This window comes from Nocardioides cavernae, from assembly GCF_016907475.1.
Taxonomy (GTDB): Bacteria; Actinomycetota; Actinomycetes; order Propionibacteriales; family Nocardioidaceae; genus Nocardioides; species Nocardioides cavernae.
This window is the reverse complement of the sequence record NZ_JAFBCA010000001.1, coordinates 29,969-51,828: the sequence shown is the minus strand read 5'-3', so window position 1 is coordinate 51,828 and position 21,860 is coordinate 29,969. Positions and strand designations below refer to the sequence as shown.

Below are 21,860 nucleotides of genomic sequence, written 5' to 3'. Positions count from 1 at the left end.
TGGGCGGCGTGGTCGACGTGACGCCGGGGGTGACGCTCCGTGAGGCGCTGGAGCTCCCCACCTTCCGCCGCGCCGCCCCCAAGGTGCTCGCCGGTGCCGCCGGGACTGACCGGGCGATCCGCTGGGTGCACGCCACCGAGCGCCCCGACGTGCGCCAGCTGCTCCGCGCGGGCGACCTCCTGCTCACCATGGGCACCGGCCTGCCGGAGGACGACGACGCGGCCGGCCTGACGTCGTTCGTCGACGAGCTCGCCGACGTCGGAAGCGCGGGAGTGGTCGTCGAGCTCGGCCGGCGGTGGGGGGCCGCGCTGCCCGAGGCCCTGGTCGACGCGTGCGAGCGGCACGGGCTGCCCCTTGTCGTGCTGGCCCGGGAGACCCGCTTCGCGGCGCTCGCGCAGGAGATCGGCGAGCGCGTGGTCGACCAGCAGCTCGCCGAGCTGCGCGAGGCGCAACGCGTGCACGAGACCTTCACCGAGCTCAGCAACGAGCTGGCCAGCCCCGTCGAGGTCCTCCGGGCCGTGCAACGCCTTGCCGACGCGCCCGTGGTCGTGGAGAACGCCCAGCACCGTCCGCTCGACTACTTCGCCGGGCCCGACGAGGACGACGGCTTCCTCGCCGGCTGGCCGGCCCGCTCGCGCCGCGTCGAGGTGGCCGGCCGCACCGGCTGGGACGCCGCCAACGGCTGGCTGGTGACCAGGCTCGGCACGACCGACCGGGCGTGGGGCCGGCTGGTCATCGGGTCGCCGCAGGCGCCGTCGCAGCGGCTGGTCGCCGTGGCCGAGCGCGCCGCGTCGGCCCTCGCGCTCCACCGGCTGCACGACCGCGACCGCGGCACCCTCATGCGTCGCACGCACCTCGAGCTGCTCACCGGGCTGGCGGAGGACCCCGGCTCCGACGACGTACGACGTCGCTGCGAGCTGGCCGGCTTCCCGGTGCACCGCCGCAGCCTCACCGGCGTCGTCGTCCGCGGCCGGATCGGGACGGTGGCGCCGGTGGACCTCGACGAGGTGGCCGCCACGGTCGTCCGGGCGGCGCACGCGCTGCGCGTACCCGCGCTGGTGTGCGAGGTGGAGCGCGACCTGCGGGTGCTCGTCTCGACCACCCCCGGCGCGGACGCCGACGAGCTCGTCGACCGGCTGGCCGCGCGCGTGCTGGCGCACCACGACGTCGTCGTCGCCGCGGGCCGCACCGCACCCGACCGCACCGGCGTCGCCCGCACGGTCGCCGAGGCCGGGCAGGTCGCCGACGCCGCCCCGCAGGCCCGGCGTGAGCAGGACCCCGACGTGCACCGGCTCGCCGACCTCCACCTGCGCGGCCTCCTGGCGCTGCTCGGCGAGGACGAGCGCGTCCGGCTCTTCGTCGAGCGCGAGCTCGGGCCGTTGCAGGAGCACGACAGGGCCGACGGGTCTCGGACCGAGCTCCTCGCTGCCCTGCGCGCGCTGCTGCTGCACCCGTCCAGCAAGACCGAGGCGGCTGCCAGTCTGCACCTGTCGCGGGCAGCCTTCTACGACCGTCTGGCACGGATCGAGGCGGTCCTCGACGCCGACCTCGACGACCCCGACGTCCGCGTCTCGCTCCACGTCGCGCTCGTGGCAGACGAACTGTTGGGCGGGCAGCCGAAGTGACGACAGATCGTCGGCCCACGGGTGCCCCGCCGCTGGGGACGATGCTGGACATGACCCGCGTGACCACCCGTGTCCTCGACGTCGCCACCACGGTGCCGACCACCCCGCTCGACCCCGGCGCCGTCGTCGACGGTGCCCCCGCGGCGGGCTCGCGCGCGCTCGCCGCGGTCTCCGGGGTCGAGGTCGGCGTGTGGGAGATGACGCCGGGCACCGCGACCGACGTCGAGGTCGACGAGGTGTTCGTCGTGCTGTCCGGCTCGGGGACGGTGTCCTTCGACGACGATGGCGAGCAGGTCGAGCTCGCGCCCGGCAGCGTCGTACGCCTGCGGTCCGGAGAGCGCACCACCTGGGTCGTCCGCGAGACCATCCGCAAGATCTACGTCGCCTGAGCACCGGAGGAGTCCCCATGACCGAGCCCACCGACCAGACGGTCCGCAACGTCATCGACGGCGAGCTCGTCGCGTCGGCGACCACCGACTTCATCGACCTCGTCGACCCGGTGACCGGCGAGCCCGACGGCCGCTCGCCGATCTCGACGCACGAGGAGGTCGACCGGGCGTACGCCGCTGCGGAGCGCGCGTCGGCCACGTGGAAGCGGCTCACCCCCGGGGCGCGGCAGGCGTACCTCCTCGACCTCGCCACCGCGATCGCCGGGCGACGCGACGAGATCAGCGCGGTGCAGGCCCGCGACACCGGCCAGCCGGTGCGGTACATCGCGAGCGAGGAGGTCGACCAGGGCGTCGACCAGCTGCGGTTCTTCGCCGGTGCCGCGCGACTGCTCGAGGGGAAGTCGTCGGGGGAGTACCTCGAGGGCCACACCTCGGCGATCCGCCGCGAGCCCATCGGCGTCGTCGGACAGGTGACGCCGTGGAACTACCCGTTCGCGATGGCGATCTGGAAGATCGCGCCCGCCCTGGCCGCCGGCAACACCATCGTGCTGAAGCCGAGCGACACCACGCCCCGCTCCACCGTGCTGCTCGCCGAGATCGCCGGCGCCGTCCTGCCGCCCGGGGTGCTCAACGTCGTCAACGGCGACGCCTCGACCGGCCGCTACCTCGTGGAGCACCCGACCCCCGGCCTGGTCGCCATCACGGGGTCCGTCCGGGCCGGCACGGAGGTCGCGCTCTCGGCGGCGAAGTCCCTCAAACGCGTGCACCTCGAGCTCGGCGGCAAGGCGCCCGTGGTCGTGATGCCGGACGCGGACCTGCCTCGCGCCGCGGAGATGATCGCCGCGGCGGCGTACTTCAACGCCGGCCAGGACTGCACCGCCGCCACCCGCGTGATCGCGCACAGGAGCGTCCACGACGAGCTGGCGGACCTGCTCGTGAAGGCGGCCGAGGGCACGAAGCCCGGCCCGCCGTCGGACGACGAGGCGGAGTACGGGCCGCTCAACAACGCGAGCCACCTCGCGAAGGTCGAGGCGTTCCTCGCGGACCTGCCCGGCCACGCGACCGTCCGCACCGGGGGGAGCCGGCACGGCGAGGCGGGGTTCTTCTTCGCCCCGACTGTCGTCACCGGCGTACGCCAGGACGACCGCATCGTGCAGGAGGAGGTCTTCGGGCCGGTGCTCACCGTGCAGTCCTTCGACGACGAGGCCGACGCGGTCGCGATGGCCAACGGCGTGCCCTACGGGCTCGCCGCCAGCGTGTGGACCCGCGACGTCGGCGTCGCCGACCGGCTCACCCGCGAGCTCGACTTCGGCTGCGTGTGGGTCAACACCCACATCCCGTTCGTCTCCGAGATGCCGCACGGCGGCTTCGGCGCCTCTGGCTACGGCAAGGACCTGTCCGGCTACGGCTTCGACGACTACACGCGCATCAAGCACGTGATGACGGCGCACTACTGACCGGCCGTCGGGGCTCCGACCTCGAACACGTCGAGCAGCTGCGCCAGGGTGCGGTAGTAGCCGACGAGGACCACCAGCTCGGTCGTCGCGCGCGGGCCGAGCCGGGTGGTGAGGACGTCGACGTCGGCGCCGGCAGCGAGCTGACCGTCCTCCAGCAGGTGGCGGCAGAGGTCGTGCGCAGCGACCTCCTGCGGGTCGGCCGAGGAGAACGACCCGTCCGCGAGGGCGGCGAGCTCGTCGTCGGTGAGCCCGACCGCCCGGCCGACGCGCTCGTGGGCGTACGCCTCGAACGCGCTGCCGGTCGCAGCGGCGACGGCGAGGATCGCGAGCTCGCGCACCCGGTCGGTGAGACCGGTGGCGTAGCGCAGTGCGGCCCCGAGCTCCTGCAGCGGCGCGCCGAGCGCGGGCTCGTGGAGCATGATCCCGAACGGCCCGGTCAACGAACCGTCGTCGTGGACCAGCTGGAAGTGCTGGGGCCCGCTGCCACGCGGGCCGCCGAGGATCTGCTCCCGCAGCGCGCGCTGCTCGTCGCTCAGCTCGGCAGGGGTCAGGTCGGGCAGGCGCACGGATCCTCCTGTGGACGGGGTCGGGGCCTCAGGATGACCGACTCGCCCCCTCTGCAGCGCACAGGTCCGGCAGGCATAGTTGGGCCATGCGCTTCACCGAGCACGAGCTGACCGTCGCCGTCACCGCTGCCGCGAAGATCGTCGCCGGCGGCAAGGTCGGGCGCCGCGCCAAGGGCGAGGCGGCGTGGGACTCGATGAGCAAGATCGATCGCTACCACCTCCTCGAGGCCGTGGGCAGCCAGGTGCTGCCCGTGCTGCTCGCGCTGCCCGACGTCGAGGTGCCCGCCGGCACCCGCCCCACCTTCACCGACGCCCAGATCGGGGACGCGGTGGAGCAGACGCTCGGCGAGACCGGGGTGGGCCGGCTGCGCCAGAAGGTCACGGTGGCCGCCCGCCTCACGCTCGTGCGTACGGCGCTCGCGCAGCTCCCGGTGCGCCAGGACCCCGACGCGCTGATCGTGCCCGACTCCCTCGACGGCCTGTGACGGCCGCCACGACCTGAGAACCCTGAGGACGGCGCTCAGGTTGGGTGCGTACCGTCGGGTGCGATGACTTCCACGATGACTTCCCTGTTCAGCACGCGCGCGCGCACGGCCCTCGGCGCCCTCTCGGTCGCCGCCGTCCTCACCCTCTCCGCCTGCGGCGGCTCGGACTCCTCCGACGCCGACGCCGGCAAGGACGCCTCCAAGGACGCCTCGTCGAGCGCGTCGCCGTCGGCGGGTGCCTCGGACGGCGCCGCCGAAGGCCCCCAGCCCGACCTCGACGCCATCCCCGACGTCGTGGCCGAGGTCAACGGCGAAGAGGTGACCAAGGAGGAGTTCGTCCCGATCTACGAGGCGGCGTTCCAGCAGGCGGCCGCCCAGGCCCAGATGGGTGGCGAGGACCCCGACGAGGAGGCGCTCCGCAAGGAGACCGCGGACAACCTCGTCGACACCGAGCTGCTGCTCCAGGAGGCCGAGTCCCGTGGGCTCGAGGTCTCCGACGAGGCCGTCGAGGCCGAGCTCACCAGCCTGGCCGAGCAGAACGGCATGAAGACGGCCGACGAGCTGCTCAAGGCGGTCGAGGCGCAGGGCGTCAGTGCCGACCAGGCGCGCGAGCAGGTCGAGACGCAGGCGATGGTCGAGCAGCTCGTCAAGGACGAGAACGGACCCATCAAGCCCACCGACAAGGAGCTGCGCAAGCTCTACGACCAGGTCAAGAAGCAGCAGGCGGCCTCGGGCGCCGGCGGCCAGAAGATCCCGCCGTTCGCCCAGGTGCGTGACCAGCTCGCGGAGCAGGCGTCGAGCCAGGAGACCGGCAAGGTCGCGACGGCACTCGTGGAGGACCTCCGCAAGCACGCGGACATCACCATCAACCTCTGACCAGGCTCCTGATCAGCTCCAGAGCTCCGCTCCGCCCACGCCGGGCAGGGCGAGCAGGTTGTCGACGGCGGCGAGGAACTCGCCCCGGTTGAACGGTTTCGGCAGGAAGTGCCGGTGCTCGTCTCCGACGTCGAGGTCGCCCGACATGATGAGCACCTTGGTGGACGGGCTGGTGCGGCGCAGCTCGTCGGCGACCGCGAGGCCGGTCATCCGCGGCATGTGGTGGTCGACGACGACCAGGTCGAAGCTCTCCGTCGCCGTGTGCGCGAGGACCTCGGCACCGTCCCCGGCGGTGGTCACGACGTGACCCGCGCGCTCGAGCACGTGGCCGATGAAGTCGCGGATGTCGGGCTCGTCGTCCGCGACGAGGCTTCGCAGCGCCATGGTTCCGAGTGTGGACCCCGGGGGGTGCTGCTGTCCTGCCGTGGCGCGATCCTGGGGCAGATGTGAGCGGATCGTGAGGTTTGGCGTCGGCGGAACGCCCCTCGGGCGCCGACCGCCGGCCGTAGTCTTTGCGCATGACGAGGGCCCTGTCTCCGGCACGGGCAGCAGCCTTCGCCGCGGCGTACGCCCTGCTGACCCTCATCGGGCGGGCCACCGCCACCGAGGGCCTCGTCGTCAGCCTCATCTGGCCGGGCTCGGGCGTCGCCCTCCTCTGGCTGCTCGCCGAGTCGCCACGCCACGTCCTGCGCGTGCTCGTCCCGCTGATGGCCATCCACTTCGGCGTGGTCCTCGCGACCGGGGTGTCACCGCTCCTCGGCTTCTTCGGGGCCGCGTCGGTGACGCTGCAGACCGCCGTGGCCGGACTGCTGCTGCGGCGCTGGTGCCCGACGATGCTCGGAGCGGGTGGCACCGCCAGCATCCGCTCGCCGCGCAACCTGGCGGCCATGGCGGGGGCGGCGGCCATCGGCTGTGCGCTGGGGGCGGTGATCGGGACGCTCGGGCTGTGGGTCGACCAGGCGCCGGTGACGGCCCTGACCCCCGTGGCCTGGTTCGCCCGCCACATCGCGGGCGTCCTGACCGTCGGTGCCGTGGGCCACCTGGCGTGGGAGTGGCGCACCCAGGCGATCCCCGCTCGCACCCACGGCGGCTCGCGCGCCGAGCTGGCGCTGCTCTGGGTCGTCTCGGTCGTCACGACGGTCCTGCTGTTCGTGCAGCCCTACCCGGTCGTCTTCCTCGTCATCGTCTTCGCGGTGTGGTCGGCCGCCCGGTTCCCGACGTTCCCCGCTGCCCTGCACTGCCTGGTCCTCGGTGGCATCGCGCTCTGGCTGAGCCTCACCGGTCACGGCCCGTTCGACGCGATCGGCGACCCGGTGGCCGAGGTGCTCGTCTCGCAGCTCTTCATGGTCGCCGTGCTGCTCACCGGCCTGGCGGTGGGAGCCCTCGGCGACCGGGTCGACGAGTCGTACGCAGCCGCGACCGCCGCCCGCTCAGAGGCAGCCGAGCAGGCCGAGCTCCTGGCCGAGATGACCGAGAGCATGGACGAGGGCCTCGTCGTGCTCGACGCCGACGGCGGGGTCGAGCGCAGCAACGGCGCCAGCCGACGGCTGGCGCACCGGGTGAGCCTGGCAACGACCGATGTCGATGCGCTGGCCGAGCTGGTCGGCCAGCTGCGCGACCCCGATCCGTCCAACACCGGCGCGATGCGCGCCGAGCTGGGCGTCGGCGACGTCGTCATCCCGTTGCGCAGCGGTGAGGAGGTCGTCCTCGCGGTCTCCCACGCGACGCTCTCCCGCGCGAACGGGCGCCCCGGTGTCCTGCTCGTGCTGCGCGAGGTGACCGAGCACCGCTCCGGCCTGCGGCCGCTCGCCGGCTTCGCGTCGACGGCCGCCCACGACCTGCGCGGTCCGCTCTCGGCGATCCGCTCCTGGGTCGGCCTCGCCGCCGACGACCTCGAGCCCGGCTCCCCGGCGGCGGAGCCGCTGCGCCGCGCCGAACGGGCGTCGGAGCAGATGGGGGAGCTCATCGGTGACCTGCTCGAGCACGCCCTCGCGGAGTCGGGGGAGCTCGCCGCCCGCGAGGTGCCCCTCACCGGTCCCGACGGGGTGCTGGACCAGGTCTACGGGCTGCTCGGCCCTGACGACGTCCTGACGGCTGCTCCCGACCTGCCGTCGGTGCGCGCCGACCCGGTGGCGCTGCGGCAGCTCTTCGGCAACCTGGTCGGCAACGCGGTGAAGTACGCCCGGCCCGGCGAGCCCGCGACCATCGCCGTCCGTGCCCGGCGCAAGGGGTCGCGCGTCGTGGTCGAGATCGAGGACTGCGGAGTCGGGGTCGAGGACTCCGAGCGGTCGCTGATCTTCCAGCGCTTCCACCGCAGCGGCGCCGTACGCGCGCACTTCCGCGGGACCGGGATGGGCCTCTCGATCTGCCAGACCATCGTGCAGCGCCACGGTGGCACCATCGAGTGCCTCACGACCCCGCCCGGGAGCGGGACCGTCTTCCGGTTCGACCTGCCGGCAGCCGAGTAGGCCCTCCGGCTCAGACGTTGCGGCGGTACTGCCCGCCGACCTCGAAGAACGCCTCGGTGACCTGCTGGAGCGAGCAGACGCGGGCGGCGTCCATCAGCACGGCGAAGACGTTGTCGCCCGAGATCGCGGCGTCCTTGAGCCGGGCGAGCGCCTCCTGCGCCTCGGCGCCGTGCTCGGCCTGGAAGCCGCGCACGCGGGAGAGCTGCGACTCCTTCTCGGACTCGGTCGCCCGGGCGAGCTCGACCTCCTTGGGCTGTGCGTCCGCCGCGGACTCCTTGACGAAGGTGTTCACGCCGATGATCGGGAGCGAGCCGTCGTGCTTGCGGTGCTCGTAGAGCATCGACTCGTCCTGGATCCGGCCGCGCTGGTAGCCGGTCTCCATTGCGCCGAGCACGCCGCCGCGCTCGTTGATCGAGTCGAACTCGGCCAGCACGGCCGCCTCGACGAGGTCGGTGAGGTCGTCGATGACGTACGAGCCCTGGAGCGGGTTCTCGTTCATCGCCAGGCCCCACTCGCGGTTGATGATCAGCTGGATCGCCAGCGCGCGGCGCACGGACTCCTCGGTCGGGGTCGTCACCGCCTCGTCGTACGCGTTGGTGTGGAGGCTGTTGGCGTTGTCGTAGATCGCGATGAGCGCCTGCAGCGTGGTGCGGATGTCGTTGAAGTCCATCTCCTGCGCGTGCAGCGACCGGCCGCTCGTCTGGACGTGGTACTTCAGCTTCTGCGAGCGCTCGGAGGCGCCGTACTTCTCCTTCATCGTCACCGCCCAGATGCGGCGGGCGACGCGGCCGAGGACGCTGTACTCCGGGTCCATGCCGTTGGAGAAGAAGAACGACAGGTTGGGCGCGAAGTCGTCGATCTTCATGCCGCGCGCCAGGTATGCCTCGACGTAGGTGAAGCCGTTGGCGAGGGTGAAGGCGAGCTGGCTGATGGGGTTCGCCCCGGCCTCGGCGATGTGGTAGCCGGAGATCGACACCGAGTAGAAGTTGCGCACCTGCTGCTCGATGAACCACTCCTGGATGTCGGCCATCATCCGCAGGCAGAACTCCGTGGAGAACAGCGCCGTGTTCTGGCCCTGGTCCTCCTTGAGGATGTCGGCCTGCACGGTGCCGCGGACGTTGGCGAGGGCGTACGCCGCCACGGTCGCGCGCTCCTCGGCCGACGGCTCGCGGCCCTCGCGCTCGGTGAACGCGGCGACCTGCTGGTCGATCGCGGTGTTGAGGAAGAACGCCAGGACGGTGGGGGCGGGGCCGTTGATGGTCAGGGACACCGACGTCGTCGGGGCGACGAGGTCGAAGCCGTCGAACAGCTCCTTCATGTCGTCGAGCGTCGCCACGCTCACACCGGACGTGCCGACCTTGCCGTAGACGTCGGGGCGCGGGTCGGGGTCGCGGCCGTAGAGCGTCACCGAGTCGAACGCCGTCGACAGGCGGGTGGCGTCGTTGCCCTCGGACAGGATCTTGAAGCGGCGGTTGGTGCGCGCGGGATCTCCCTCACCGGCGAACATCCGCGCCGGGTCCTCGTTGTCGCGCTTGAACGGGAAGACGCCGGCGGTGAAGGGGAAGTAACCGGGCAGGTTCTCGTTGCGCCAGAAGCGCACGAGCTCGCCGTGGTCGGTGAAGCGGGGGAGCGCGACGCGCGGGATCTTGTTGCCGCTGAGCGACTCCCTGGTCAGCTTGGTGGTGATCTCGCGGTCGCGCACCACCACGACCTGCTCGTCGCCGGAGTAGGACTCCACGACGGCGGGCCAGCGCTCGATCTGGTCGCTCACCTCGTGAGGCAGCTCCTTGCGCGCCTCCGCGAGGAGGCCGTCGACGCCACCGGTGGGCTCGCCCACGTCGGCCAGCTCGCCGCGTACGACGTCCAGGCGCTGCGTGCGCCGTGCCGCGTCGGCGTACTCCTCGGTGCGCGCGTGGTAGCCGCGCACCGTCTCGGTGATCTCGGACAGGTAGCGGACCCGGTCGGCCGGCACGACCTGGCGGATGCCGGAGGAGTGGCGGACGAAGACATGGGGGAGCGTGCCCTCCTGCACCTCGAGGCCGGCGTCGGCGAGCTCGCCGCGCAGGTGCTGGTAGAGCGCGGTGACGCCGTCGTCGTTGAAGGTCGCGGCGCTGGTGCCGAAGACGGGCATGTCGTGCGGCTGCTTGCCGAAGGCGCCGCGGTTGCGGACGAGCTGGCGGCCGACGTCGCGCAGCGCGTCCTTGGCGCCACGGCGCTCGAACTTGTTGATCGCCACGCTGTCGGCGAAGTCGAGCATGTCGATCTTCTCGAGCTGCGAGGCGGCGCCGAACTCCGGCGTCATGACGTAGAGGGAGTGGTCGACCAGCGGCACGATGCCCGCGTCGCCCTGCCCGATGCCGGGGGTCTCGACGATGACGAGGTCGTTGCCGGCGGCCTTCATCACCGCGATCACGTCGGCGAGGTGCTCGGGCACCTCGTGCGCGCCGCGAGTCGCCAGCGAGCGGAAGAACACGCGGTCGCCGTCGAGGGAGTTGGCGCGGATCCGGTCGCCGAGCAGCGCCCCGCCGCCCTTGCGACGGGTCGGGTCGACCGCGATGACCGCGATGCGGAGCTTGTCCTGCTGGTCGGTGCGGAAGCGGCGGACGATCTCGTCGGTGAGGCTCGACTTGCCCGAGCCGCCGGTGCCGGTGATGCCGAGCACGGGTACGACGCGGCTCGCGGCCGCGCGGCGTACGTCCTCGAGCAGCGACTCGTCGAGGCGACCGCCCTCGGCGCCCGTGATCGCACGGGCGACAGCGAACCGGTCGCCCGAGAGCACCTGCTCGACCGTGACCTGGCGGTCGGCCCACAGGTCGACGTCACAGTCGGCGACGACGGAGTTGATCATCCCGACGAGGCCCATCTTCTGGCCGTCCTCGGGGGAGAAGATCGTGACGCCGGAGTCGCGCAGCCGCTGGATCTCCTTCGGCACGATGACGCCGCCGCCACCGCCCACCACGCGCACGTGGCCCGCGCCGGCAGCACGCAGCGACTCGACGAGGTACTCGAAGTACTCCACGTGGCCGCCCTGGTAGGACGACACCGCGACGCCCTGGACGTCCTCCTCCAGCGCGGCGTCGACGACCTCCTGCACCGAGCGGTTGTGGCCGAGGTGGATGACCTCGCAGCCCTGGCTCATGAAGATCCGCCGCATGATGTTGATCGAGGCGTCGTGGCCGTCGAACAGCGCGGACGCCGTGACGAGGCGGATCGGGTGCGTGGGGGTGTGCAGGTCGGCCATGAGCCGATAGTAGGACTTCCAACTAATACTCGCGAGTCACCAGCTCGCTGCAGGCTCAGACGTCGCCGAGGCCCGCCCGCAGGCCGGTCAGTCGGTCGGTGAGCTCGCGTACGTCGCCCTCGGGCAGCCCGGGGGTCTCGAAGACCTTGCGGTTGAGGGCGTGCGTCGCCTCCTCGACCGCGTCGCGGCCGGCGTCGGTCAGCACGGCGCGTACGACGCGCTTGTCCTCGTCGCTGCGCACGCGCTCGACGTAGCCCTGGGCCACCAGGCGGTCGACCGCGCTGGTGACGCTCGTGGGGTGCACCTGCAGCAGCGACCCGAGCCGCGACATCGGCATCGCGGCGCCGCGGCTGAAGGACAACAGCCGCAGCACCTCGTAGCGGGCGAACGTCAGCCCGCGGGGGCGCAGCACCGCGTCGATGCGCTCCATCAGCAGCTGCTGCGCGCGCACGACCGAGGTCACCATCGCCATCCCGTCGGCGGCACCGGCCCAGCCGTGGGCCACCCACTGCCGGTGGGCCTCGCTGATCGGGTCGCGCGTCATGGGACGGGAGGCTACTCAGCCAGGCCGGTCAGCACGGCGTGCGCCTCGACCATCGCCGGGCCGTACCACGTGAGCAGCCGCCCCGACACGAGCCGCGTCGGCGTCCGCAGCGCCTCGGGGCCGTCGTCGGCGGTGAAGACGTAGGGCTCGTCCGGGAGCAGTACGACGTCCGCGCCGGCGCCGTCGATGTCGTCCGGGGTCACCGTCGGGTAGCGCCCCTCGCGCTCTGCCGGACCGTGGGCGAGCACGTTGGTCAACCCGGCCCGGGTGAGGAGGTCGTCGGTGTAGGTCTGCGACCCGACGACCATCCACGGGTCGCGCCAGATCGGCACGGCGACCCGGAGGCGAGGGACGGCGGGAGCGGACCACAGGGCCCGGGCATCGACCAGCCATGACGGGTCCGGGAGCCCGAGCGCCTCGCGGAGGAGCCGCGACATCGAGTCGAGCGCCTCCTCGACGGTCTCGATCCGCGTCACCCACACCGCGACACCGGCGTCGCGCAGACGACGTACGTCGAGCTCGCGGTTCTCCTCCTTGTTGGCCACGACGAGGTCGGGGGAGAGGGCCCGGATCGCCGCGAGGTCGGGGTTCTTGGTGCCGCGCACCCGGGCGACGTCGAGGTCCGCGGGGTGGGTGCACCAGTCGGTGGCACCGACGAGCCGGTCGGGTGCCGTGACCGCGAGCGCCTCGGTCAGCGACGGCACGAGCGAGACGACCCGCGTCGCCGACACCGGCAGCGGGACGTCGGCCCCGAGGTCGTCGCGCATGTGCCCGAGGCTAGCCACCGCACTCCCATCAGGGACGCACCACCGGGTGATGAACGTCGGGCAGGCGGCGTGGTGGAGTTGCGCCATGAACGCACCCCACGACGTTCTTCTCCTCCGCTGCGCTCCCCCGAACAACGCCGCGGGGACCCCGCAGTGAGCAAGCACGCCCGTCCCCGGGGGCTGCCGGTGGACGGCGTCGAGCGGCCCACGGCCGACGGCTGGACCTTCCCGGCCCGCAACCCGGCGACCGCGGAGCCGCTGTGGGACGTGCCGGACGCCGGGCTCACCGACGCCCGCGACGCGGTCACCGCCGCGCGCCGCGCCTTCGACGCGACGCAGTGGAGCTCCGACGCCGACCTGCGCGCCGACGCCGTACGACGTCTCGCCGCCGCTGTCGCCGAGCACGCCGGCGAGCTGGTGGCGCTGATGGCGGCCGAGACCGGGGTGCCGGTCGCGCTGCGGTCGTCCCACCTCGACGACGCGGTCGCCGCGATGGGGTCCGCGACGGGGTCCGAGCCGCAGCGCGGACCCGCCGGCGTGACGGTCGTCGTCACACCCGCCACCTCGCCCCTGTCCGTCGCGCTCACCGAGATCGGTCGCGTGCTCGTGGAGGGCGGGACCGTCGTGCTCAAGCCCGCGCCGGAGGCCGCGACCGCCGCGACAGAGCTGGGCCGGATCGCCCTCGACGTGCTGCCGCGCGGCGTGCTCAACGTCGTCACCACCCGCGACGTCGACGTCGCGATAGCCCTGACCCTCGACGAGCGCGTCGACGCGGTCTCCCTCACCGGGTCGCCCTTCGTGGCCGAGCGGATGCAGGTCGCCGGCGAGCGGGCCGGCAAGCGCGTCCGCATCGACATGGGCGGGCCGCGCACGGTCCGGGTGGCCGACGACGCCGAGCTCGAGGCGGTCGTCTCCGCGACGGCGTACGACCTCACAGCCAACGCCGGCCAGGGCTGCGGGCTCCCGACGAGCGTCGTCGTGCCCGTGCACCGGCACGCCGAGGCGCTGCAGGCCGCGGTCGCCGCCATGGCGGACGTCGCCGTCGGTGACCCGACCGACCCCGCCACCCGGTGCGGGCCGCTGCGCTCGGTCGTCGCCCGCGACCGGGTGCGCCGCTACGTCGACCTCGGTCACACGGAAGGCGGCGACGTCGCCCTCGGCGGACATCCGCTCGATCGGCCCGGTTGGTGGTTCGCCCCGACGGTCATCGGGGGCCTCGCTCCGGGCTCGCGGCTGGTCCGCGAGGAGGTGCTCGGCCCGGTGCTGATGGTCGTCCCGGCAGGCTGACCCGCGGGCGCCGCGCTCACTCCTCCTCGTCGAGGTGCGGGTCGGCGAGCAGGTACTGCGTGAGCTTTCCCTGGTGGGTGCGGTCGTGGTGGCGTACCGGCTCGGGGACCATGCGCCCCTCCGCGGCGTCCCAGAAGCGGTCGATGCGCCGGGCCACCGCCCGGGCGAAGTGACCCGCCACGCCCTGGTGCGGGATCCACGGGTGCGGGCGGGTGGGCGAGGTGAGCTCGGCGTGGTGGAGACGGGTGCCGAGGTCCTCGGTGCCGTGGTCCTCGTCGAGCAGCGCCTCGGCGAGACGGAGCTCGAGCGCGCACACCGTGTCGAGCTCGCGGCGCACCTCCGCCCAGATCTCGGGCCACGGCCGGTTCACGGCGTAGCTGGAGCCGTAGAGCCGGGCCTTCACCTGGGAGAGGGCCTCTTCGTAGGTGCGGCTGGCGGCGAGGTAGTCGTGGGCGAGGTCGTGGCCCCCGGGGAGGTCGCGCACGAGTGGGGCGATCGCGTCGACCATCGCCGCGTTGTGGCGGCTGGCGATGGCGAGGAAGGTGTCGATCGCGGTGTAGTGGTCGCGGGGATGACGCCGGTCGCCGCGCGCGCTGCTGGCCAGCGCGAGGCGGTACTGGAGGTCGTGGTGGGTCGTCTCGAGGTCGTGGGCGAGGGTGATCACGGCGATCATCTCCTTCGAAGAGCCGTGTCCTTCCAGTCTCGCTCGCCCAGCACCGATCACAAGGTCGAGGGACGCTCCGCGCGGGCCATCGGCACGTGCATGACGCCGTCCTCGTCGAACTCCGGCCCGGTCGCCACGAAGCCGTAGCCCTCGTAGAAGGCGGTGAGCCCGGTTTGGGCGTCGAGTCGCACCTCGCGGTCGCCGCACAGGGCCATCGCCTCGTCCATCATCACGGCCGCCAGCCCACGCCCCCGTGCGGCCGGGGCGACCACCACGCGGCCGATCCGCGACCATCCGCCGTCGTCGAGCACGCGCAGGGTGCCGACCACCGCGTCCTCGTCGTCGAGCAGCACCAGGTGGCGGGTCGAGTCCTCGAGGTCGCGGCCGTCGAGGTCGGGGTAGGGGCAGTCCTGCTCCACGACGAAGACCTGCTGGCGCAGCCGCCACACGTCGTACGCCGTGCGCACCGGCAGCTCGTCGAAGCCGGCGACCAGCACCCTCACCGGAGGAACTCCGTCACCTGACGGAAGGCGCGGGCGCTCTCGGGGACGAAGGGGAGCAGGCCGTAGACGTGGATCAGGTCCGGCTCCTCGATCGCCGTGAGGTCCCAGCCTGCCTCCGCTGCCCGACGCGCCAGCAGGCGGCAGCCGGGCGCGAGCAGGTCGCGGGTGCCGTAGAGCACCAGGGCGCGCGGGAGACCGGTCAGGTCGCCGAGCGCGGGCGACACCTCGGGACGGTCGAGGCCGTCGGCCGACCCCGCCCACCACGCGGCGTACGCCTGCACCTTGCCGATGAACAGCCACGGGTCGATCGCGTCGGCGGCGAAGGTCTCGGGCGTCGAGGTGGTGAGGTCCACCCAGGGCGCGTGCATCACGAGCGACGACGCCTGCGACAGACCGCGGTCGCGCATCGACAGGGCCATCGACAGCGCGAGCCCACCGCCGGCGGAGTCGCCGGCCAGCACCGCACCGCCCTCCGAGCCCGCCCACCGCGCGGCGTCGTCGACCAGCGCGTCGTGGGAGTCCTTCCACGTGTGCTCGGGGGCGAGCGGGTAGTCGGGCATCACCACGCGGGCCTCGATCGCGTCGGCCAGGCGGGTGGCGTAGCGGACGTGGAAGGGGTCGATCGGCGCCATGTAGCCGCCGCCGTGCACGTAGTAGAGGGTCCGCGTCACCGGCCGGCCGCGCGGGGTGAGGACGTGGCAGGGGAAGCCGATGTCGGTGACCGTGGCCTCCCACCGCTTCGCGAAGCGCGGAACCGCGCGGGTCGGCAGGGTCCGGTCGAGCCCCTGGTCGAGGGTGGCGTGCCAGGCCTCGACGCGTGCCCGCTCGGTCGGCTCGTCATCGAGCTCGCGCGAGCGGCGCACCGCGGGCACCAGGCGGGCGAGGAGGTCGTGGCGGCGACTCGGCATGGGAGGCAGCGTAGGGGGAGGCTAGGGTTGGACCACGAAGACAGGGGAGCACGTGCAGGCGTGCTGAGAGTGCGGACCAGCCGCAGACCCTCCGAACCTGATCCGGTTAGCACCGGCGCAAGGGAGTCACACATGTTGCACGTACGCGTCCGCGCTGCCCTCACGGCCTCGAGCCTCGCCTCCGTGGCGGCCTTGTCACTCGTCGGCTGCAGCCTCGCCGGGGGTGGCGGCGACGGGTCGACCGCCACCGAGCCGTCCGCCTCCTCCTCGGGGGCCGAGCAGCGCGGCGGCACCGTCGTCCTGGCCACCCACGAGTCCTTCCACCTGCCCAAGAAGCTGGTCAGGGCGTTCGAGGCCGAGACCGGCTACGACCTTGAGGTCCGCGCCGCGGGCGATGCCGGCACGCTGGCCACCAAGCTCAGCCTCACCGCCGACAACCCGATCGCCGACGCTGCGTTCGGCGTCGACAACACCTTCGCCTCCCGCCCGCTCGGCGAGGGCGCGTTCGCCGAGGTCACCACCACGACGACCCCGCCGGCGGAGTACGCCCTGCCCGAGGGCGGCGACCGGCTGGTGCCGATCGACTCGGCCAACGTGTGCGTCAACGTCGACACCGCGTGGTTCGAGCAGGAGGGCCTCGAGCCGCCGCGCACCCTCGACGACCTCGCCGACGACCGCTACCGCGACCTCTTCGTGACCCCGGGCGCCTCGACCAGCAGCCCGGGGATGGCCTTCTTCCTGGCGACCGTCGCGGCCTTCGGCGACTCGTGGCCCGACTACTGGACCCAGCTGCTCGACAACGGCACCAAGGTCGTCGACGGGTGGGAGGACGCCTACTACGGCGACTTCACCGCCGCCTCCGACAACGGCACCCGCCCGATCGTGGTGTCGTACGACTCCTCCCCGGCCTTCACCGTCAGCGGCGGCAGGACCACGACGGCAGCGCTGCTCGACACCTGCTTCCGGCAGGTGGAGTACGCCGGCGTGCTGGAGGGCGCCGACAACCCCGCGGGCGCCGAGGCGCTGGTCGACTGGATGCTCACCGACGAGGTGCAGAGCGCGCTGCCGGAGTCGATGTACGTCTTCCCCGTGATGCCGGGTGCCACCGTCCCCGAGGACTGGGCCGAGTTCGCGCCGCAGCCGAGCGACCCCTTCGAGGTGGACCCCGCCGAGATCGACGCCAACCGCGAGCAGTGGCTGACCGACTGGACGGACGTCATCTCGCGGTGAGTCTCGATACGCCCGGGCTCGTTCCTCGCCCGGCCACTCGACCACCGAGGGCTTCGCGCCGGATCGCCGGCCTGCTCGCCCTCGCGGCCGCGCCGGTCCTGGTGCTGGGCGTGCTCTTCGTCCTGCCGGTGGCCGGCATGGTCGCCGAGGGGTTCGTGGTGGACGGGCGCTTCGCGCCGGGCGCGGTGCTCGACGTCCTGGCGCGGCCGCGCGTGCACCGAGTCGCCTGGTTCACGGTGTGGACCTCCGGCCTCGCGACGCTGCTCGCGGTCGCCGTCGGGCTGCCGGCGGCGTACGCCCTCCACCGGCTCGCGCTGCCGGGCCGCACGGCGGTGCGCGCGGCGCTGCTCGTGCCGTTCGTGCTCCCGACCGTCGTCGTCGGCGTCGCCTTCCGCCAGCTGCTGGGGGAGGGCGGCCCGCTGGGCTTCCTCGGCCTCGACGGCACGCCCGTCGCCATCGTGTGCGGGCTGGTCTTCTTCAACGTCGCCGTCGTGGTGCGCACCGTCGGGGTCGCGTGGGAGTCGCTCGACCCGCGGCCCGGGCAGGCCGCGGCCGCGCTGGGCGCGTCGCCGTGGCAGGTGCTGCGCACCGTGACCCTGCCGGCGCTGCGGCCCGCGATCGTCGGCTCCGCGAGCATCGTCTTCCTCTTCTGCGCGACCGCCTTCGGCATCGTGCTCACCCTCGGCGGGGTCCGCTACTCGACGGTCGAGACCGAGATCTACCTGCTCACCACCACCGTCTTCGACCTGCAGGCGGCGGCCGCGCTGTCGGTGCTGCAGATCGTGGTGGTCGTCTGCCTGCTCGCCCTCTCCGCGCGACTGCGGGCCACTCCGGACCCGACGGCCCAGCGCGTGGTGACGCCGGTGCGGGCCGTACGCCGCTCCGACGCGCCCGTCGTCGTCGCGACGCTGCTGGTGCTGGCGGCGATGCTGCTGCCGATCCTCACGCTCGTGCTCGGGTCGCTGAGCGTCGGCGACGGCTGGGGGCTCGACAACTACCGTGCGCTCACCACCGCCGGCGACGACCAGGTCCTCCTCGTGCCGGTCACCGCGGCGCTTGCGACGAGCCTGCGCACCGCCGTCGACGCGATGTGGATGGCGCTCCTCGTCGGTGGCGTGGTGTCGCTGATCGTGACGCGCCGCTCGCACTCGGTCGGGGAGCGGCGGGTGCGCTCGACCCTCGACGGCTTCTTCATGCTGCCCCTGGGCGTGAGCGCGGTGACGCTCGGCTTCGGCTTCCTGATCACCCTCGACGAGCCGCCGCTCGACCTCCGCGACTCGCCCCTGCTCGTGCCGATGGCCCAGGCGCTGGTCGCCCTGCCGCTCGTCGTGCGCACCCTCGCCCCGGTGCTGGGCGGCATCGACGACCGGCAGCGCCAGGCCGCCGCCTCGCTGGGCGCCTCCCCGTGGCGGACGCTGCTCACCGTCGACCTGCCGGTGGTCTGGAAGCCGATGCTCGCCGCCTGCGGCTTCGCCTTCGCGGTGTCGCTGGGGGAGTTCGGCGCGACGTCCTTCCTGGCGCGCGACACCAGTCCGACCCTGCCCGTCGTGATCTTCCGGTTGATCGGGCACCCCGGCGAGATGAACTACGGGATGGCCCTGGCCGCCTCCGTCGTGCTCGCTGTCGTCACGGCCGTGGTGGTCCTGGCCGTCGAGCGGCTGCGCGTGCCGGGTGTGGGAGCGTTCTGAGGTGCTGGCCCTGCGGGACGTGACCGTGCGCTACGGCGACACCGCGGCCGTCGACGACGTGTCGCTCGACCTCGCATCGGGACAGGTGCTCGCCGTGCTCGGCCCCTCGGGCTGCGGGAAGTCCACCCTGCTGCGCGCCGTCGCCGGCCTGGAGCCGCTCGCGTCCGGCTCGATCGCCTGGGGCGGCACCGATCTCTCCGGCACGCCCACCCACAAACGCGGCTTCGCGCTGATGTTCCAGGACGGCCAGCTCTTCGCCCACCTGACCGTCGCCCGCAACGTCGCCTACGCGCTCCGGCTCCGTCGTACCCCGTCGGCGCGCGTCGCGGCGCGGGTGCGCGAGCTGCTCGACCTCGTCGGGCTGTCGGGGTACGACGACCGGCTCCCCGGCACCCTGTCCGGGGGAGAGCGGCAGCGGGTCGCCCTCGCCCGGGCGCTCGCCGTCGAGCCGCGACTGATCCTGCTCGACGAGCCGCTGTCGGCGCTCGACGCCTCGCTGCGCGAGCGGCTGGCCGGCGACCTGCGGTCGATCCTGCACGAGGCGGGGACGACCGCCCTGCTGGTCACCCACGACCACGAGGAGGCCTTCGCGCTGGCGGACCGGCTGGCCGTGATGCGCGGCGGACGCGTCGTGCAGCAGGGAGCGATCGACGAGGTGTGGCGCGAACCGGTCGACGAGGAGACCGCCCTGTTCCTCGGCTACGCGCGCGTGCTGCGCGACGACGCCGCGCGCCGCGTGCTCGGGGCCGCCGCGCTGCCGCCGGCGTACGCCGTCGCGCTCCGCCGCTCCGCCCTGGTCGTCGACGACGCCGGCTCCCTGTCCGCTGTCGTCGAGTCCGCGCGCGTGACGCCCGAGCTGGTCCGGCTGGTCGTCCGTGTCGAAGGCGCCGGCATCGTCGACGCCGTCGCTCCGCTCGGCGGCCGGGTCGCCCCCGGCGACGAGGTGTCGCTGCGCGTCGACGTGACGCGTCTCGCTGTGCTGCCGATCACCCGGTGACGGTGCCGCGTCCCTAGACTGACCTTCGTGTACAGACCGGCCTATGCCCTGCTCGTGGGAGTCGCCGCCACCATGGGCGCGCTGGCTGTCACGGCTGCGCTCGTGCTCGACCGCCCCCTGGTCGACCCGGAGGGCTTCCTCGGTCCGTCGTGGCTGCGGCTGCCGCTGCTGATCCTCGGGGCGTTCCTGCTCGACATCCTGCCCCGGACGCTGTGGTACTCGCGGATGAATCCGGCGCTGATGCGCGACATCGCGCGCGAGCGGATCCGTGAGCACTGGGACCGCGAGCGGATCACCCTGGTGGTGCTCGGGCTCGTGTCCTTCTACATCACCTACGTCTGCTACCGGAACCTCAAGTCGTTCCTCCCCTTCATCATGGGCGAGGACAAGTACGACCGCGAGCTGCACCTGGTCGACCGGGCGCTGATGTTCGGCCACGAGCCGGCGACGATCCTGCACACGATGTTCGGCACCGGGTTCTCCGCCCACATCCTGTCCACGATCTACCTGTGGTTCCTGCCGCTCGTGCCGCTGGCGCTCGCCGCCTGGCTGGTGTGGTCGCGCAACATCACCTTCGGCTACTGGTTCGCCACCTCCCAGTGCCTGGCCTGGTCGCTCGGCACCGCGTCCTACTTCGCGCTGCCGACCCTCGGTCCCGGCTTCCAGTACAGCTACCTCTACGCCGACCTCCCCGACACCGGGTCGAGCGCGTTGATGGAGTCACTGTTCTACGGACGCAAGGGGGTCATCCGCGACGGCGCGGAAGGCGCCGTGCAATCCGTGGCCGGCTTCGCCTCGCTCCACGTCGCCATCACCCTGCTCGTCGCGCTGATGGTGCAGTACACGCTCCGCAACAAGGTCCTCCACATCGTGTTCTGGACCAACTTCGCCATCACCGTCGTGGCGACCCTCTACTTCGGCTGGCACTACATCGCCGACGACCTCGCCGGCGTGGTGATCGCCCTCTTCTCCTTCTGGCTCGGCGGGCTCGCGAGCGGGCAGAAGTTCGATCGACATGGCTTGGCGAGCCATCCGACCTCGACGACCAGCCAGGTTCCCGTCGACGCCGAGTGACCGGCGTACGCCTCCGGTCTACTTGCCTGAAGTCCCCGGATATCCGGGGACTCTCACACCTGTCACACCAGATCTCGGCCGACAAGTGTGAGACTCGGGTGCGAAGTCGGGGTCACGCGACCTGCTTGCGTCGCGCAGCGATCACCCCGCGGATCCGGGTCGCCAGCCTCTCGGGGCGCGCCAGGTCGGCCCAGGTGATCCGGATGCAGGTCCAACCGGTGAGCAGGCACACCAGCTCCTCACGCGCCTTCTCGCGCATGAGGAACTCGTCGAGCGTCTCGCCGTCCCTGCGGTAGCGCTCGTACTTCACCTTTCCGTCGAACTCGACGAACACCCCGTGCTCCGGCCACGCGAAGTCCACCCGCGCGACGAGCGTTCCGTCTTCGTCGAAGACCTCGAACTGCGGCTCCGGCTTCGGCAAGCCCTGCCTGTAGGCCAGATAGCTGAATCGGTCCTCGCCCACGGACTCCAACCGAGGGTCGGCCAGCCGCAGGACGAGGTCCGAGGTCAGGCTTCCGGGCCACCGCTGGTGGCACTCCACCTGCTCCATGAAGTCCGCCATCGTCATCGCGCCCGCGTGCAGGAGTCGGTTCACGGCCACGAGGGACCGCTCGACGTCGCTGATCGTCGTCAGCTCGAACGCCGACCTGGCCGCTGTGCTGATGACGACGCCGTTGATCTCTTCATGGTCGTCCTCGCCGAGGACGCCGCGATGCGGCGCCCAGTCGCCCTGTCGCCGGCCGGCGCGCTCCGGCCCGGTGCGGGTGGTGTGGACGACGTCGAGGGTGAAGCCCCAGAGCGGGATGCCCCGCTCGATGATCGACGAGACGTGCGTCAGTGCCGTCGAGGTGTGCGCCCGCGCAAGGACCGCGCGTGCGAGGACGCGGTGCCGGTCCTCGGGTGACAGGTCGTCCCAGACGGCGTGGTCGACGAACGCGCCGTACCTGACGCGTTTGAGGACCTTGGCGCGTACGAGGCTGGTGATCTGGTTGTCGGTCATGCCGTCTGCGATGAGCTGGCGCCGCAGGCGAACGACACCGGTCGGGTCGAACTGTGGTTTGGTCATGCGCGCATGGATGCCCTCGCCGGCG

The 21,860-nt window shown here is 72.7% G+C and carries 20 protein-coding genes and 1 riboswitch; of the genes, 11 read left to right on the top strand and 9 right to left on the bottom strand.

Features of this window, described 5'->3' with window-relative positions; all coding sequences use genetic code 11:
- The first annotated feature begins 8 nt into the window (after positions 1–8).
- From JOD65_RS00250 to JOD65_RS00240, 3 genes are read left to right on the top strand one after another with little or no spacing between them, the layout of a single operon-like run.
- Positions 9–1,625 (top strand): PucR family transcriptional regulator, encoded by a 1,617-nt coding sequence (locus JOD65_RS00250; protein WP_307820849.1) that lies wholly within the window; start codon positions 9–11, stop codon positions 1,623–1,625.
- Between the two features lie 50 nt (positions 1,626–1,675).
- Positions 1,676–2,014, top strand: coding sequence for a cupin domain-containing protein (locus JOD65_RS00245; RefSeq protein ID WP_204810865.1), 339 nt, complete (start codon positions 1,676–1,678; stop codon positions 2,012–2,014).
- A 17-nt stretch (positions 2,015–2,031) separates the two neighbouring features.
- Positions 2,032–3,471: a gamma-aminobutyraldehyde dehydrogenase gene (locus tag JOD65_RS00240; RefSeq protein ID WP_191194307.1), complete on the top strand. Its 1,440-nt coding sequence runs from the start codon at positions 2,032–2,034 to the stop codon at positions 3,469–3,471.
- Here JOD65_RS00240 and JOD65_RS00235 read toward each other — a convergent pair.
- Positions 3,465–4,037, bottom strand: coding sequence for a carboxymuconolactone decarboxylase family protein (locus JOD65_RS00235; RefSeq protein WP_191194308.1), 573 nt, complete (start codon positions 4,035–4,037; stop codon positions 3,465–3,467). The two genes, JOD65_RS00240 and JOD65_RS00235, sit on opposite strands and share 7 nt — an antisense overlap.
- 86 nt (positions 4,038–4,123) lie before the next feature.
- Between JOD65_RS00235 and JOD65_RS00230 the strand changes: the two genes are divergently transcribed.
- Together JOD65_RS00230 and JOD65_RS00225 are read left to right on the top strand one after the other, a co-directional pair.
- Positions 4,124–4,522: a hypothetical protein gene (locus JOD65_RS00230; protein WP_191194309.1), complete on the top strand. Its 399-nt coding sequence runs from the start codon at positions 4,124–4,126 to the stop codon at positions 4,520–4,522.
- Between the two features lie 75 nt (positions 4,523–4,597).
- Entirely contained in the window at positions 4,598–5,398 is an 801-nt protein-coding gene (locus tag JOD65_RS00225) for a SurA N-terminal domain-containing protein (protein ID WP_191194310.1), read from the top strand.
- A 12-nt stretch (positions 5,399–5,410) separates the two neighbouring features.
- On the opposite strand, the gene JOD65_RS00220 is transcribed toward JOD65_RS00225, so the two are convergent.
- Complete coding sequence (locus tag JOD65_RS00220) at positions 5,411–5,782, bottom strand: response regulator (RefSeq protein WP_191194311.1); 372 nt, start codon at positions 5,780–5,782, stop codon at positions 5,411–5,413.
- A gap of 134 nt (positions 5,783–5,916) precedes the next feature.
- Here JOD65_RS00220 and JOD65_RS00215 point away from each other — a divergent pair, with 134 nt between their 5' ends.
- Positions 5,917–7,866 carry a sensor histidine kinase gene (locus JOD65_RS00215; protein WP_191194312.1) on the top strand — a complete coding sequence of 650 codons (1,950 nt, stop codon included), beginning with the start codon at positions 5,917–5,919 and terminating at the stop codon, positions 7,864–7,866.
- Positions 7,867–7,876: 10 nt separating this feature from the next.
- On the opposite strand, the gene icmF is transcribed toward JOD65_RS00215, so the two are convergent.
- The 3 genes from icmF to JOD65_RS00200 are packed head-to-tail and all read right to left on the bottom strand — an operon-like array spanning position 7,877 to position 12,418.
- On the bottom strand, positions 7,877–11,107 hold the full coding sequence (icmF, locus tag JOD65_RS00210) for a fused isobutyryl-CoA mutase/GTPase IcmF (protein ID WP_191194313.1): 3,231 nt from the start codon (positions 11,105–11,107) through the stop codon (positions 7,877–7,879).
- 55 nt (positions 11,108–11,162) lie between these two features.
- Positions 11,163–11,651, bottom strand: a complete 489-nt coding sequence (locus tag JOD65_RS00205; RefSeq protein WP_191194314.1) for a MarR family winged helix-turn-helix transcriptional regulator — start codon at positions 11,649–11,651, stop codon at positions 11,163–11,165.
- Between the two features lie 11 nt (positions 11,652–11,662).
- The gene (locus tag JOD65_RS00200; protein WP_191194315.1) at positions 11,663–12,418 is read right to left on the bottom strand and encodes a helical backbone metal receptor; all 756 of its coding nucleotides are present in this window, start codon (positions 12,416–12,418) and stop codon (positions 11,663–11,665) included.
- A gap of 153 nt (positions 12,419–12,571) precedes the next feature.
- On the opposite strand from JOD65_RS00200, the gene JOD65_RS00195 reads away from it, so the two are divergent.
- Positions 12,572–13,705 (top strand): aldehyde dehydrogenase family protein, encoded by a 1,134-nt coding sequence (locus tag JOD65_RS00195; RefSeq protein WP_191194316.1) that lies wholly within the window; start codon positions 12,572–12,574, stop codon positions 13,703–13,705.
- A gap of 16 nt (positions 13,706–13,721) precedes the next feature.
- On the opposite strand, the gene JOD65_RS00190 is transcribed toward JOD65_RS00195, so the two are convergent.
- The 3 genes from JOD65_RS00190 to JOD65_RS00180 are packed head-to-tail and all read right to left on the bottom strand — an operon-like array spanning position 13,722 to position 15,780.
- Entirely contained in the window at positions 13,722–14,369 is a 648-nt protein-coding gene (locus JOD65_RS00190; protein ID WP_191194317.1) for a hypothetical protein, read from the bottom strand.
- Positions 14,370–14,425: 56 nt separating this feature from the next.
- A complete protein-coding gene (locus JOD65_RS00185; protein ID WP_191194318.1) occupies positions 14,426–14,872 on the bottom strand; it encodes a GNAT family N-acetyltransferase in 447 nt (148 codons plus the stop codon).
- Positions 14,869–15,780: an alpha/beta hydrolase gene (locus JOD65_RS00180; RefSeq protein WP_191194319.1), complete on the bottom strand. Its 912-nt coding sequence runs from the start codon at positions 15,778–15,780 to the stop codon at positions 14,869–14,871. Before JOD65_RS00180 ends, JOD65_RS00185 begins: the two co-directional genes overlap by 4 nt.
- Before the next feature lie 32 nt (positions 15,781–15,812).
- Positions 15,813–15,922: riboswitch (TPP riboswitch) on the top strand.
- On the opposite strand from JOD65_RS00180, the gene JOD65_RS00175 reads away from it, so the two are divergent.
- From JOD65_RS00175 to JOD65_RS00160, 4 genes are all read left to right on the top strand, one after another.
- On the top strand, positions 15,913–17,010 hold the full coding sequence (locus JOD65_RS00175) for a thiamine ABC transporter substrate-binding protein (protein WP_191194320.1): 1,098 nt from the start codon (positions 15,913–15,915) through the stop codon (positions 17,008–17,010). Its footprint overlaps the riboswitch before it by 10 nt.
- The gene (locus tag JOD65_RS00170; RefSeq protein ID WP_307820847.1) at positions 17,007–18,698 is read left to right on the top strand and encodes an ABC transporter permease; all 1,692 of its coding nucleotides are present in this window, start codon (positions 17,007–17,009) and stop codon (positions 18,696–18,698) included. The genes JOD65_RS00175 and JOD65_RS00170 overlap by 4 nt, the downstream gene beginning before the upstream one ends.
- A 1-nt stretch (position 18,699) precedes the next feature.
- Positions 18,700–19,695 carry an ABC transporter ATP-binding protein gene (locus JOD65_RS00165; RefSeq protein ID WP_191194321.1) on the top strand — a complete coding sequence of 332 codons (996 nt, stop codon included), beginning with the start codon at positions 18,700–18,702 and terminating at the stop codon, positions 19,693–19,695.
- Positions 19,696–19,722: 27 nt separating this feature from the next.
- Positions 19,723–20,769: a phosphatase PAP2 family protein gene (locus tag JOD65_RS00160; RefSeq protein ID WP_307820845.1), complete on the top strand. Its 1,047-nt coding sequence runs from the start codon at positions 19,723–19,725 to the stop codon at positions 20,767–20,769.
- 112 nt (positions 20,770–20,881) lie between these two features.
- On the opposite strand, the gene JOD65_RS00155 is transcribed toward JOD65_RS00160, so the two are convergent.
- Positions 20,882–21,835, bottom strand: a complete 954-nt coding sequence (locus JOD65_RS00155; protein WP_191194322.1) for a putative endonuclease domain-containing protein — start codon at positions 21,833–21,835, stop codon at positions 20,882–20,884.
- Positions 21,836–21,860 lie beyond the last annotated feature (25 nt).